The following is a 13,744-nucleotide window of genomic DNA, read 5'->3' on the forward strand; positions in this document are numbered from 1 at the left end:
CTCCTCCGCCCCCGATAGAGGTAGTTGTGCAAGACCGTATCCGCACAATTCTGTCCCTTGGCCTGCCGATCATCGGCACCATGTTCTCACAAAGCCTGATTAACCTGGTTGATACACTTCTGGTGGGTCAACTGGGTGAATCGGCGTTGGCGGCTGTCGGGGCCGGTAATTATGCGATTTTTGTCAGTTTTGGGTTGATCAGTGGTTTGTCAGCAGCGATCCAGGCTCAGGTGGCGCGCCGCCGGGGTGAAGGCGCGGGTAATCCGCTGGAGCCAGTCTGCGGTGGATTTCTGATTGCGCTACTCTTTGCCCTCCCACTCTGCATCCTGCTCAGCTTGGAAGCGGGCAATATCATGCCGGTCTTTCAGGCAAATCAGACAGTGACAGAAGCGGCTGCGCTCTACTTTGCCATTCGGGTGCTGAGCCTGCCTGCTGCCGTGCTCAACCTGTCCTATCGAGGGTTCTGGAATGGCATTCGGGAATCCGGCGCGTTCTTCCGCCTGCTGCTGTTTACCCATTTATGCAATGCCATCATCAGCTATATCCTGATTTATGGCCTGCTTGGTTTTCCGCCAATGGGCGTTGCCGGGGCTGCAACAGGCACCCTGATCGCCATGTACCTTGGCGCAATGCTGAATCATTACTTTATTCGCCAGCGGGCACGCCAGGCGGGGCTTCGTTTCAGACTCCCGTCACGACAGGGTTTCTTTCGTCTGGTCCGTCTCGCCATTCCTGACTCAGCACAACAGACCTGTTTTGCACTTGGCATGTCATTGATGTTCTGGCTTATTGCTCGACTGGGCAGTGACGCCATGGCAATCGCCCATGTTTTGATTAATATCTCGCTGGTATTGATTCTCCCCGGAATCGGGCTTGGTATGGCTTCGACCACGCTCGTTAGCCACGCATTAGGTGCAGGCAAACAACAGGAGGCCTGGCGCTGGGGACTGGATGTTTCTCTGCTGGCCTGTGCGATCCTGGCACTGCTTAGTGTGCCGGTCCTGATCTTCCCCGAGTGGTTTCTCGGCCCCTTCCTCGGTAGCGATGAGACTCTCGTTAAATTGGCGGTATTACCCCTTCAGCTAGCAGGGATCGGCATTATTATTGAATCATTTGCGCTGGTCTTAACCCAGTCACTGCTCGGTGCTGGTGCTAATAAAACGGTGTTGGCCATACGATTCAGTACGCTATGGCTATTCATGTTACCCGGTGTCTGGCTGGTTACCCATGATGGTACCGCCAGTTTGACGGCCGTGTGGTGTGTTCTACTGCTTCAGAAACTGTTGATATCGACAGCACTTCTGATAGCTTGGCAGCGTCGACACTGGGGCCAGATTACCATTTAGTGCATCCAGGACCAGGCAAACACCAAAAAAACCAGTGCCGGACTGATATAGCGAACAATCACCTGCCACGGTTTGAATAGTAGTTTTCGAATTCCCAGCTGGCTTACGAGAATCTCCCTGTCCATTACAAAGCCTGCAAATAGCAAAATCAAAAAACCTGTCAGTGGCAGCAATATATCAGTAGGGAACGCCGTAAACAGGTCAAATAGTGTTTTGCCGGATTCGGTTCGAACCGAATTGAAAACATTGAATGACAATGCAGGGATCAACCCCAGAAGCCATACAAGACTGCCCGTCACGATCGCTGCTTTTTTCCTGCCGAGATTACCAGTTCGCGCAATGGCAACAACCAGCGGTTCAGCCAGGTTCACCGAGGACGTCCAGGTGGCAATGACCAGCAGCAGGAAAAACAGGGGCATCAGCCACAGTCCTCCCGGTAACTCGCTCAGCGCAACAGGTAGTGTCTCGAACATCAGTCCCGGACCCGATGACGGCGCCAATCCTTCCGAAAAAACGACGGAAAAGGTCGCCAGTCCCGTCAGTACTGCGACCAATAGATCCAGCAAAATCACAATACCCGCCGCTTTAAACACCGACTGCCGGTCAGGCATATAGGCACCATAAGCCATCAGGCAACAGGCACCAACTGCAAGTGTAAAGAACGCATGCCCCATGGCTTCCAGAGCAACTGACCACTCCAACTTATTCCAATCAGGTGTGAAGAGGTAATAAACCGCATCAGAAAAGCCGGGAAATTGCGACGTAACGATAACCAGTGCGATCAAAATTACGTACAGCAACGGCATCATCAGATTATTCAGCACCTCAATACCACTGGCGATATTCCGGGCACTGACACACAGGGTCATTGCAATAAATATCAGCTGATAACTGACAACAGAGAAAGGATCAGCCAGAAAGGTCTCAAAAACGTCCTGCGCTTGATGCGCTGTCATTTGGCCCAACTGACCGGTCACCGCTTGAGTGAAATAGAACAGCGCCCAACCAGAAACCACGCAGTAAAACGACAAGATCAACATCGCAGCCAGTGTACCCAGCCAAGCCAACTTTCCCCAGTGCCTGGAGCCGCCGGATGCAACAGCCAACTGACGCATCGAAGTGGCAGGTGTAGCACGCCCTGCCCGTCCGATAATAATTTCAGAAATCATTACCGGCATGCCTAAAAGGAGAACGAAGAATAGATACAGAACAAAAAAGAGACTGCCGCCATTCTCCCCTGCCATATAGGGAAAACGCCAGATATTGCCTAACCCAATGGCGGCACCAGCAATGGCCAGGATAAAGGCCCGGTTTGAAGTCATGCCCTGTGGCACTGTCATCGTGTGTTTCCCTCACAGCATCTCAGAACCAAACGTTTAAAAACGTTGTCATGCCAGATGCCCTTTTAGACACTTGGAATACTTATAGACAGCTTAGACAGGCGGAGGTTTCCAAAAGCGATGAACCCGACATCGCGTGATACGCAATGTCGGGATTTTCAGAGAGGATCAAAAAACGCGGTTCATGCCGTCCAGGGCTGCAACCCGGTAGGCTTCTGCCATGGTGGGATAATTGAAGGTGGTATTCAGGAAATACTTGAGGCTATTGACCTCATTGGGCTGCTCCATCACTGCCTGACCGATATGGACGATCTCGGCCGCCTGGTCTCCAAAACAGTGAATACCCAGGATTTCCAGCGTTTCCCGATGGAACAATATTTTCAGCATGCCGGCGGTTTCACCGGTGATCTGGGCGCGTGCCAGACGTGAGAAAAAGGCCTTTCCGACTTCATACGGTACAGCCGCTTTTGTCAGTTCTTCTTCTGTTTTGCCCAGTGAGCTGATTTCAGGAATCGTATAGATACCCGCAGGCACAGAGCTAACAAACAGCGGCGGCTCGTCACCCTTGATATTGTTGGCCGCAAAACGCCCCTGGTCATAAGAGGCACTGGCCAGGCTGGGCCAGCCAATAACATCACCGGCAGCATAGACATTCTCAACGTCTGTCTGGTAATACTCATTGACGCTCAACTGTCCACGACTGTTGGCTTCAAGACCAATATTCTCAAGCCCCAGATTCTTGGTATTACCGCTGCGACCATTCGCCCATAACAGCGCGTTTGCCTTGATCTTCTTCCCTGATTTAAGGTGCATGACCACACCATCATCCGTCCCTTCGATTTTCTGGTATTCCTCGTTGTGACGGATGATTACATTGTTTTTCCTGAGGTGATAACTCAGGGCGTCCGAAATCTCGTTATCCAGGAACGACAGGAGCCGATCACGGGTATCAACCAGATCGACAAGCACGCCAAGGCTGGAAAAAATTGACGCGTATTCACAGCCAATAACACCCGCACCATAGATAATAATCCGTCGAGGTGTATGGTTGAGCTGTAGAATCGTGTCACTGTCATAAATACGGGGGTGCGTGAAATCTACGTCCGCGGGACGATACGGTCGTGAACCTGTGGCAATAATGATATGACGCGCAGCGAGATGTTCGACATTTCCGCCATTTTCCACCACTTCAATGGTGTTCTCATCGACAAAACAGCCCATACCGAAATAGAGGTCAATGCGGTTCCGCGCATAATACTGGGTACGGGATTTGACCTGTTTCTGAATAACCTCATGGGCACTTTTCAGCACATTCGGGAAACTGAACCACCGAGGCTCACCGATCTCCCGGAACATGGGGTTATTGTTGAAGCTATAAATCTGCTTGACGGAGTGACGGAGTGTTTTGGAGGGAATGGTGCCGAGATGGGTACAGTTTCCGCCAACGGTCGGCATCTGCTCGACAACCGCGACACGCTTCCCCAGCTTGACTGCGTTAAAGGCCGCCCCTTCACCGGCCGGCCCGCTGCCAAGTACGACAACGTCATAATTGCTCACACCCATCAAGGCACTCCAATGGTCTGTTAATGGCGGTGATCAAACCGCCTGATTATTCGCAGGTCCAGCGCGGCCGCTTATGACGGCTTCTTACCGGCATCGTAAAACAGGGATTCGGCGTTTTCTGGGAGCTTTTCAGCGTCCTTGTCGCCACCACCACAAATCGGGCAGTCCTCCTTCAGGCCCAGACTCCCCAAACCACCACATGACCCCTTGATCGGCTTATTGGCAAAAATCACACCGATCGACATGGCGAGAATGATGAGCAGCAACAGGGCAAATGTCAGGAGCATAACGGTCATTGCATATCACCCAAATTAGACGTTAGTCGTACAGCTTATCGCAAACAATTATTGAACCAGGTATGGCCGAAAGGCCGTACTGGCGACCGATTCAAAGCCCTTACCCGTATGATAGATAAAGTAAGCCGCCAAGCCCTCTTTTTCGGCCAGCGCCAAGCCCTTTTCTTCCCCGAGGATCATAAACATCGTGGCGTAGGCATCGGCCGTGGCAGTATCGTCAGCAACAACAGCGACAGAAGCGAGACGGTGTTTCTCGGGATAGCCGGTGCGCGCATCAATCAAATGGGAGTAATGTACGCCATCCTGCTCGTAGTAATTCAGATAATCCCCGGAGGTGGCTATCCCCTTGTTATCAGCTTCTATGATGCCATCTGCCTGTTCCGTCAGCAATTCCGGCAGCCGAATGGCAATACGCCAGGCCTGTCCATCCGGCTTACGCCCCCGAATCCGGACTTCACCGCCGACTTCAACCATATAATCGGTAATACCTTCAGCCTCGAGCGCCCTGGCGGCCTGATCTACCCCATACCCTTTGGCTATCGAGGAAAGATCGACAAAGACAGGCTTTAGGCGGGTCAGGGTTTTCTGCGCATCATCAACAGCCACGCTGTCATACCCTACCGTTTTCATGGTTTCCCGGATTTTATCCGCAGGCGGTACATGGGACGCGCCGCTTTCTTCCAGCCACTGGATAAACGCGGGATCATCCAGTGCGGGATCCAGCGATGCTACTGTCGCCTGATTACCGGCTCCAAACCCCCAAAGATTCACCAGCGCCCCAGACGTCACATCATAAGCGCCGCCCGACATTTGTGAAATCTTCTGGCTTTCACGGATCAGGGCAACCAGATCAGCACTGGCGGTAAACGGCTGATCAACAGGATGCCGGTTAAAACGCATTAATTCTGAATCCGGCTTATAGGTGGACATGCGGTCATCAACATCCTGCAGGGCTCGATGCACCTGTTTACCAACAACATCCTCTGAAGGAACCGAGTTATCGGCGACATACTTGATGTTGTAGGTCGTGCCCATGGTTTTACCATGGAGGACATGGATGGAGGGTCGTGTCGACTGGTAATAGACCGCAGCAGCCAATACCAGAGCGGCAATCAGCACCAGGGTCAAGGGGAAACGCTTAGGCAAGGAACCATATCCTGAGTGTGAATCAAGGCACGAATTCTACCGTGATACCACTGCCGTTACCATGCGAGTTTCCGATGAACACCTTCTTCGGTGCGATGCTTCAGGCACAAAAAAGCCCGGTCTGACCGGGCTTTTTCATTCAGCAGCTATTAACCGCCGAAGTCGTCTAGCAGGATATTTTCACGCTCTACACCAAGATCTTCCAGCAATTTGATGACGGCGGCGTTCATCATGGGTGGTCCACACATGTAGAACTCGCAGTCTTCAGGGGCCGGGTGATCCTTCAGGTAATTTTCATACAGCACGTTATGAATAAACCCGGTGAGGCCATCCCAGTTGTCTTCTGGCTGCGGATCCGACAAGGCTAAATGCCAGTTGAAATTATCGTTGTCTGCAGCCAGCTGGTCATACTCTTCGTTATAGAAGGATTCACGCATAGAGCGCGCACCATACCAGAACGAAATCTTACGCTTGGAACTCAAACGCTTGAGCTGGTCAAAGATATGGGAGCGCATCGGCGCCATACCCGCACCACCACCAACAAAGACCATCTCGGCATCGGTTTCTTTGGCAAAGAACTCACCGAATGGACCGTAAACAGTGATCTTGTCACCCGGCTTCAGGTTGAAGACGTAGGAAGACATCTGTCCTGGCGGCACATCCATTCCCGGCGGCGGAGACGCGATCCGGATGTTGAACTTCAGAATGCCCTTCTCTTCCGGATAGTTCGCCATGGAGTAGGCACGGATAACGGTTTCGTTAACCTTGGACTTGTACTGCCAGAGGTTAAACTTATCCCAGTCACCCTTGTACTCTTCCGGAATATCGAAGTTCTTGTAGTCAACTTCGTGGGCCGGCGCTTCAAGCTGCACATAACCACCGGCGCGGAAGTCAACATTCTCACCTTCAGGCAGCTTCAGCGTGAGTTCCTTGATAAACGTTGCGACGTTATCGTTGGAAACAACCTCACACTCCCACTTCTGAACGCCGAAGAACTCTTCAGGCACTTCGATCTGCATGTTCTGCTTGACCGGCACCTGGCAGGACAGACGCCAGCCTTCATTCAGCTCGCGACGGGTAAAGTGCGGCTCTTCTGTAGGCAGTGCGGAACCACCGCCATCACTCACCTGACACTTACACTGGGCACAGGTACCACCGCCACCACAGGCAGAAGAAAGGAAGATGCCTTGCCCCGCCAGAGTTTGCAGCAGTTTGCCACCGGCCGGAGCCGTGATGGTCTTGCTGGGATCGCCGTTGATTTCAATGGTCACGTCACCGGTGCTAACCAGCCTGGAACGGGCGGCGAGGATAATCGCCACCAGGCTCAGCACGATGAGCGTGAACATCACGACACCCAGTACAATGATCTGCGTATCACTCATGCTCTTTCACCCCCCTTACAACTGGACACCGGAGAAGGACATGAAGCCAAGCGACATCAGTCCTACGGTAATGAATGTGATGCCCAGCCCCCGGAGACCCGGAGGAACGTCACTGTATTTCAGCTTCTCACGGATGCCAGCCAGCGCCACGATTGCCAGCGCCCAACCGGTACCTGCGCCCAAGCCGTAGACAACACTGTCGCCAAAGCTGTAGTCCCGCTCCACCATGAACAGAGAGGCGCCCAGAATGGCACAGTTCACTGTGATCAGCGGCAGAAATACGCCCAGTGCGTTGTACAATGCCGGCACGTAACGGTCGAGGAACATTTCCAGAATCTGAACGATGGCAGCAATAACACCAATGTAGGTGATATAGCCGAGGAACGTCAGGTCAACGCCTTCAACGATTGCGCCTTCTTTCAGGACGTGGGTAAAGATCAGGTTATTGACCGGTACGGTAATTGCCAGTACTACGATAACCGCAACACCGAGACCAAACGCGGTCTGGATTTTCTTGGACACGGCCAGGAAGGTACACATGCCCAGGAAGAACGCCAGGGCCATGTTCTCAACGAACACTGCCTTGACGAACAGGCTGAGATAATGCTCTACCATGATCAGTGCGCCTCCTTAGCCGTCGTGTGCGCCGCCATCTTGTATTCAGGTGCTTCAACCTGTTCCGTTTTCCAGGCGCGCAATGCCCAGATCAGCAGACCGATCAGGAAGAAGGCACTGGGTGCCAGCAGCATCAGACCATTGGGCAGATACCAGCCGCCGTTGTTCACGACAGGCAGGACTTCAAAGCCGAACAGCTTGCCGGAGCCCAGGAGTTCACGGAAGAAACCAACAATCAGCAGTACCGCACCGTAACCCAGGCCGTTACCAATACCATCCAGGAAAGACATGCCCGGAGGATTCTTCATCGCGTAGGCTTCCGCACGGCCCATAACGATACAGTTGGTAATGATCAGACCCACGAACACCGACAACTGCTTGCTGATTTCGTAGGCGTAGGCTTTCAATACCTGGTCGACCACGATAACCAGCGACGCAATGATCGTCATCTGGGCGATGATACGGATGCTGTTCGGAATCTGGTTCCGGATCAGCGAAACGAACAGGTTAGAGAAGGCCGTTACAAAGATTACGGCAATCGCCATAACCATACTGACCTTCATGCTGGTTGTTACCGCCAGCGCGGAACAGATACCCAGTATCTGCAACGCGATGGGGTTGTTGTTGAATATGGGCGTCAGAATGACGTCTTTCTTTTCACTCATCTTACGCCTCCCCCTTCTTCAGATTATTGAGGAACGGGCCAAAGCCATTCTTGCCAAGCCAGAACTTGACCAGGTTATCGACACCACGGCTGGTCAGAGTAGCACCAGAAAGACCATCAATCTTGTGGTTGGCATCAGGCGCTGACGGATCAACGGAACCCTTGACCACGGCAATATCGATATTACCCTTGTCATCAAAGACTTCTTTACCAATCCAGAGCCCCTTCCAGCGAGGATTATCAACCTCACCACCCAAACCTGGCGTTTCGGCATGCTGATAGAAACCAAAGCCTGCAACCGTATTGAGATCACTCTCCAGGGCCAGGAAGCCATACAGGGTTGACCACAGACCATAACCACGCACAGGCAGAATGACGGTTTCCAGCTTGCCATCCTTCTCAACAACGTAGATCTTGGCTGTCTTCTCCAGACGCTTGATCAGCGCCTTGTCCTGATCGGCAGGCAACGCATTGGACATCGCAGGATCCTTGGAGGCCGCCTGCTGATTAAATGCGTCGACATCCAGCTTGGTGTCGAACTTGCCTGTTTCAAGATCAACAAGCTTCGGTGTGATCTTGCTGAACTCTTCCTGGATCTCCTGGCGGCTCAGCGCCTTGGGATCAGCCACCAGACCGGAGATCGCGAGAATATTCTGCTGAACATCCAGCACCTTGTTCTCGTTCTGCCGGGACTTCAATGCCACCGCCGCACCGGACACCAGCACCGAACACACGAGCGACAGTGTGATGGTGACCAGCAGCGTCTTTTTAATTGTGTCGTTATTAGCCATTGACGCGTGCCTCCCGACGTTTGATGTTGGCCTGCACCACAAAATGATCAAGCAACGGTGCAAACAGGTTGGCAAACAGAATTGCCAGCATCATGCCTTCCGGGAAGGCCGGGTTGGCGACACGGATCAGAATGACCATCACACCAATCAGGGCACCAAACAGCCAGCGCCCGGTATGGGTCATTGCCGCGGAGACCGGGTCAGTGGTCATAAAGATCAGACCAAAAGCAAAACCACCCAGTACGAAGTGCCAGTACCAGGGCATGGCGAACATCGGGTTGGTATCAGAGCCGATCACATTGAACAGCGTGCTCATGGCAATCATGCCCAGAATGGTGCCGGCAACGATCCGCCAGGATGCGATACCCATGGCAATCATGACCGCACCACCCAGCAGGATTGCCAGTGTGGAGGTCTCACCGATAGAACCCTGAATGTTGCCGTAGAAAGCATCAAACCAGGTAATACCGTGGCTCATGATATTTTCAACACCACCATCAGCACCCAGACTCAGAGCAGTCGCACCACTGAAGCCGTCAACGGCTGTCCATACCGCGTCACCGGACATCTGTGCCGGATACGCAAAGAACAGGAACGCACGACCTGTCAGCGCCGGGTTCAGGAAGTTCTTACCGGTACCACCGAAGACTTCCTTACCAATGACCACACCAAAGCTGATACCCAGGGCAACCTGCCACAGCGGGATGGTCGGCGGTACAGTCAATGCAAAGAGAATAGAGGTAACGAAGAAACCTTCGTTGATCTCATGCTTACGTATAGTGGCAAACAGGACTTCCCAGAATCCACCCACCACAAACGTGACCAGGTAAACCGGCAGGAAGTAAGCCGCCCCGTAGATCATGTTGTCCCAGATACTGGACGGATCATGACCTGCAAACAGGCTGATCAGCCAGCCATGCCAGTCAGACGGTGCAGACAAACCGCCCTGAATGGCCATATTTGCCTGGTAACCCAGGTTCCACATGCCATAAAACATGGCTGGGAAGGCACAGGCCCAGACGGTGATCATAATACGCTTCAAGTCAATCCCGTCACGTACATGTGACGTGGTATGAGTGACTGACGGCGGACTGTAAAAGACGGTATCAATCGCTTCATAGAGCGGATACCACTTTTCGTACTTGCCCCCTTTCTCAAACAGAGGCGCGACGGAATCAAGAACTTTTCGCAACCCCATGGTCACCCCTCTTTCTCGATGGTGGTCAGGTTATCACGCAGGATCGGACCGTATTCATACTTACCCGGGCAGACATAAGTGCACAGGGCCAGATCTTCTTCATCCAGCTCCAGAACACCCAGTTTCTGGGCAGTTTCAGTATCGCCGACAATAATGGAGCGCAGCAGCTGAGTCGGCAGCACATCCAGTGGCATCACCTTTTCATACGCACCAACGGGCACCATGGCGCGTTCACTGCCATTCGTGGTTGTGCTGAATGGGAACAGCTTCTTCATGAACCGGGAAACGTAGATCGGCATGACCGAAAAGCGATCAGAGCCTGGCACGATGTAGTGCAGCAAAGGACGTTCACGGCCTTCGCGCAACACGGTGATCTGGTTACTGTAGCGACCCAGGTAGGCATAGGGGCCACTGGCCGTAAAGCCGCCGAAGACAGAACCGGAAATCACACGATTCTCGTCTGTCAGCAATTCACCTGCCGTCAGCTCTTCAGTGCTTGCACCAATACGGGTGCGGATAAGACGCGGCTTTTCCACCTGGGGACCGGCCAGCGCAACAACACGCTCAACAAAGAGGCGACCAGTCACAAACAGCTTGCCGACAGCAATCACATCCTGATAGCCGATATGCCAGACCATTTTGTTGGCGCCGACAGGCTCAAGGAAGTGAATATGGGTTCCCACAAGCCCGGCCGGATGGGGACCGGAAAACTCTTCAACCTGTGCAGGTCCAGTCGGCATGACAGCCCCTGGTGCCTTACACAGATAGAGCTTGCCATCGGTCAACTTGCTGAGCACCTTCAGTCCCTGTTCGAAGGCTTCTGCCTGCTCGGCAATGATGACTTCCGGATTGGCCGAAAGCGGATTGGTGTCCATGGCGGTCACAAACAGCGCAACCGGCGCAGTACCGGGTTCAGGTACCTTGCTGTAAGGACGGGTGCGCAATGCGGTCCACAAGCCGGATTGCACCAGATTCTCCTGCACCTGTTCCCTGGTCAGACCGTCAAGGTCTGCAGGTGCATACTGGGAGAAGGTTTCCTCCCCCTCACCGTCAACATCAATGACCAGTGACTGGAAGACGCGCTTTTCACCTCGGTGAATAGCTGCGACGACACCACTCGCCGGAGATGTATAGCGGACATCGGTATTTTTTTTATCAGTAAAAAGCAGTTGCCCCAGGTTTACCCGGTCTCCGACTGCGACCGCCATGGTGGGTTTCATTCCCACATAGTCAGAGCCGAGCACCGCCACGGAACGCACATGGCGCTCCTCGGCAATGGTCTGCTCTGGCGATCCCGTTATCGGTAGATCCAGGCCCCGTTTTATGTTGATCATACGTTTCGCCTAACCGGTTGCATGCAAGGTGAAGGAAAACCTTTCTCCAGGTGACTGGCAGGACGGAAGCTTGATTTTGATGTTATATCCGCCCCGTGCAGGCCTGTGCCCGTTCTAATTTCACTTTCAGGTATTAGGGAAGACTACGGATTGAAGGAACAACGACCCTATGGCTAACGGTCGGTTATTCCGGATAGTGCTCCCCTGAAATCCCAAGGGCGAATTATAATGACCGTTATGCCAATATGCCATACAGATTTGCTCCTCATATAGCTGGTAATGCCATCAAGCCGACATTCCCTGTACAGCATTTTTTTAATTAACGCGCATCCAGCACTGATCAATCAAGGCTGACGATACACGCCGTCACTAATCACGATGAATCATATTGAAGTAAAGCAGAAAAAAACAGGATGACGTGAAACCTGCTGGCAGTGACACTGTTTTCACCACCAGCAGGCTCGATTACACAAGAATCAAACGACGAAATCAGCTGTGCGGGAACACAGGATACATGACACCCGCCATATGCTGCAGAATACGATTTACCTGACAGCTGTAACCGAATTCATTGTCATACCAGACATACAGCACGCAGCGATCACCATCAACGATGGTCGCTTCAGCATCGACAATACCGGCATAGCGAGAACCAACGAAATCACTGGAAACGACTTCAGGAGATTTCACGTAATCAATCTGCTTTTGCAGATCCGAGTACAGGGAACACTCCCGCAGATAATCGTTGAGTTCATCAACAGTAGTACTGCTTTCAAGATTCAGATTCAGGATCGCCAGGGAGACATTCGGTGTCGGTACCCGAATCGCGTTACCGGTGAGCTTTCCTTTCAGTTCAGGAATAGCTTTAGAGACCGCTTTCGCGGCACCGGTCTCAGTAACAACCATATTCAGGGCTGCGGCACGGCCGCGACGGTTACCCTTGTGGTAGTTATCAATCAGGTTCTGGTCATTAGTGTAAGCATGCACGGTCTCAACATGACCATTGGCAATACCGAACTTATCCAGTAACGCCTTCAGGATCGGCGTGATAGCGTTAGTTGTGCAAGATGCCGCTGAAACAATCCGGTCATCGGTACTGATCAGGTTATGGTTCACACCATAGACGATGTTCTTCATCTCACCCTTGCCAGGCGCTGTCAGAACCACACGGGACACACCGGGGCATTTCAGGTGCAGACCCAGACCCTCTTCATCACGCCATTTACCGGTATTGTCGACCACAATGGCGTTATTAATGCCATACTGCGTGTAATCAATGGAATCCGGCGAACTGGAATAGATCACCTGAATACGCACACCGTTGGCGATGATGCACTGATTCTCTTCATCAATGCTCAGGGTACCGCGGAAAGAGCCGTGCACTGAATCACGACGAAGCAGACTGGTTCGCTTGGCCAGATCATTCTCAGCACCACCGTTACGCACAACGATAGCCCGAAGATTGAGACCTGCACCACCACCGGCACGCTCAATCAGAATACGCGCCATCAGGCGACCAATCCGGCCAAAGCCATACAACACCACATCCTGACCACTTTGGGCTTCAGGCTGTTCTACCCCCAGAACATCCTTCAACTCATCACGCAGGAAATCATTCAATTCTGCAAACTGGTCCTGAGACTTGAATTTCATAGCCAGTTTGCCAATATCAATGCGGGATGGCCCCAGCGTCAAGGTGGCCAGCTGCTCCAGCACCGGCAGGGTTTCACGGACAGAGAGGCCATTGTGCTCAACCTGGCGGACAAAGCGGTGAGCCTTGATGATATCGATGACAGAACGGTTAATAATCGGGCGGCCAAAAAGAGAGGTTACAACGTTATGATCCCTGTACAGTTTGCCAACCAGGGGAATCATGGACTCGGCCATGGCTTCACGTTCTTTCCAGTCGGCGAAACTATCAAGCATTTTCTCTTGAGTCACTCTGTTACCTGCATTCTCTAGCGAGACAACCAGGAAGCGCCCGGGAAACACCCTGTTCGCCCATGGCTGTTGTTTATCGGCCCCGACCCGGCCCATGATACAACGACCCCCTGGTACCGACTCGGGTT

General features: G+C 52.7%; 12 protein-coding genes. 1 reads left to right on the plus strand and 11 read right to left on the minus strand.

Translation table 11 applies throughout. The features are described from left to right. The first annotated feature begins 26 nt into the window (after window positions 1-26). Entirely contained in the window at window positions 27-1,346 is a 1,320-nt protein-coding gene (locus AC27K1_RS03310; RefSeq protein WP_487148276.1) for an MATE family efflux transporter, read from the plus strand. On the opposite strand, the gene AC27K1_RS03315 is transcribed toward AC27K1_RS03310, so the two are convergent. The 11 genes from AC27K1_RS03315 to AC27K1_RS03365 all read right to left on the minus strand — a co-directional run bounded on the left by AC27K1_RS03315 (window position 1,343) and on the right by AC27K1_RS03365 (window position 13,601). Continuing rightward, window positions 1,343-2,686 carry a sodium-dependent transporter gene (locus tag AC27K1_RS03315; protein WP_487148278.1) on the minus strand — a complete coding sequence of 448 codons (1,344 nt, stop codon included), beginning with the start codon at window positions 2,684-2,686 and terminating at the stop codon, window positions 1,343-1,345. The two genes, AC27K1_RS03310 and AC27K1_RS03315, sit on opposite strands and share 4 nt — an antisense overlap. 168 nt (window positions 2,687-2,854) lie before the next feature. Further along, window positions 2,855-4,249 (minus strand): Si-specific NAD(P)(+) transhydrogenase, encoded by a 1,395-nt coding sequence (gene sthA, locus AC27K1_RS03320; RefSeq protein WP_487148279.1) that lies wholly within the window; start codon window positions 4,247-4,249, stop codon window positions 2,855-2,857. Between the two features lie 71 nt (window positions 4,250-4,320). Further along, window positions 4,321-4,545, minus strand: coding sequence for a (Na+)-NQR maturation NqrM (gene nqrM / locus AC27K1_RS03325; protein ID WP_487148280.1), 225 nt, complete (start codon window positions 4,543-4,545; stop codon window positions 4,321-4,323). Window positions 4,546-4,593: 48 nt separating this feature from the next. After that, a complete protein-coding gene (locus AC27K1_RS03330; RefSeq protein ID WP_487148281.1) occupies window positions 4,594-5,691 on the minus strand; it encodes an FAD:protein FMN transferase in 1,098 nt (365 codons plus the stop codon). Between the two features lie 149 nt (window positions 5,692-5,840). Continuing rightward, window positions 5,841-7,073 (minus strand): NADH:ubiquinone reductase (Na(+)-transporting) subunit F, encoded by a 1,233-nt coding sequence (nqrF, locus tag AC27K1_RS03335; protein ID WP_487148282.1) that lies wholly within the window; start codon window positions 7,071-7,073, stop codon window positions 5,841-5,843. A 15-nt stretch (window positions 7,074-7,088) separates the two neighbouring features. Further along, the gene (nqrE, locus tag AC27K1_RS03340; RefSeq protein ID WP_345198071.1) at window positions 7,089-7,688 is read right to left on the minus strand and encodes an NADH:ubiquinone reductase (Na(+)-transporting) subunit E; all 600 of its coding nucleotides are present in this window, start codon (window positions 7,686-7,688) and stop codon (window positions 7,089-7,091) included. Window positions 7,689-7,690: 2 nt separating this feature from the next. Next, window positions 7,691-8,353, minus strand: a complete 663-nt coding sequence (locus AC27K1_RS03345; protein WP_487148283.1) for an NADH:ubiquinone reductase (Na(+)-transporting) subunit D — start codon at window positions 8,351-8,353, stop codon at window positions 7,691-7,693. A gap of 1 nt (window position 8,354) precedes the next feature. Continuing rightward, on the minus strand, window positions 8,355-9,143 hold the full coding sequence (locus tag AC27K1_RS03350) for a Na(+)-translocating NADH-quinone reductase subunit C (RefSeq protein WP_487148285.1): 789 nt from the start codon (window positions 9,141-9,143) through the stop codon (window positions 8,355-8,357). Continuing rightward, on the minus strand, window positions 9,136-10,341 hold the full coding sequence (locus AC27K1_RS03355; RefSeq protein WP_487148286.1) for an NADH:ubiquinone reductase (Na(+)-transporting) subunit B: 1,206 nt from the start codon (window positions 10,339-10,341) through the stop codon (window positions 9,136-9,138). Before AC27K1_RS03355 ends, AC27K1_RS03350 begins: the two co-directional genes overlap by 8 nt. Window positions 10,342-10,343: 2 nt before the next feature. Then, complete coding sequence (locus AC27K1_RS03360; RefSeq protein WP_487148287.1) at window positions 10,344-11,675, minus strand: Na(+)-translocating NADH-quinone reductase subunit A; 1,332 nt, start codon at window positions 11,673-11,675, stop codon at window positions 10,344-10,346. Window positions 11,676-12,164: 489 nt separating this feature from the next. Continuing rightward, window positions 12,165-13,601: a glyceraldehyde-3-phosphate dehydrogenase gene (locus AC27K1_RS03365; protein WP_487148493.1), complete on the minus strand. Its 1,437-nt coding sequence runs from the start codon at window positions 13,599-13,601 to the stop codon at window positions 12,165-12,167. Between the last annotated feature and the right edge of the window lie 143 nt (window positions 13,602-13,744).

The organism is Kistimonas ophiarachnellae, from assembly GCF_057552235.1.

Bases quoted from the DNA above. Each gene is read 5' to 3' on its own strand.
- AC27K1_RS03315 (WP_487148278.1), bottom strand. From the start codon at position 2,686: ATGACAGTGCCACAGGGCATGACTTCAAACCGGGCCTTTATCCTGGCC.
- nqrE (WP_345198071.1), bottom strand. From the start codon at position 7,688: ATGGTAGAGCATTATCTCAGCCTGTTCGTCAAGGCAGTGTTCGTTGAG.
- nqrF (WP_487148282.1), bottom strand. From the start codon at position 7,073: ATGAGTGATACGCAGATCATTGTACTGGGTGTCGTGATGTTCACGCTC.
- sthA (WP_487148279.1), bottom strand. From the start codon at position 4,249: ATGGGTGTGAGCAATTATGACGTTGTCGTACTTGGCAGCGGGCCGGCC.
- AC27K1_RS03345 (WP_487148283.1), bottom strand. From the start codon at position 8,353: ATGAGTGAAAAGAAAGACGTCATTCTGACGCCCATATTCAACAACAAC.
- AC27K1_RS03360 (WP_487148287.1), bottom strand. From the start codon at position 11,675: ATGATCAACATAAAACGGGGCCTGGATCTACCGATAACGGGATCGCCA.
- AC27K1_RS03365 (WP_487148493.1), bottom strand. From the start codon at position 13,601: ATGCTTGATAGTTTCGCCGACTGGAAAGAACGTGAAGCCATGGCCGAG.
- AC27K1_RS03350 (WP_487148285.1), bottom strand. From the start codon at position 9,143: ATGGCTAATAACGACACAATTAAAAAGACGCTGCTGGTCACCATCACA.
- nqrM (WP_487148280.1), bottom strand. From the start codon at position 4,545: ATGACCGTTATGCTCCTGACATTTGCCCTGTTGCTGCTCATCATTCTC.
- AC27K1_RS03355 (WP_487148286.1), bottom strand. From the start codon at position 10,341: ATGGGGTTGCGAAAAGTTCTTGATTCCGTCGCGCCTCTGTTTGAGAAA.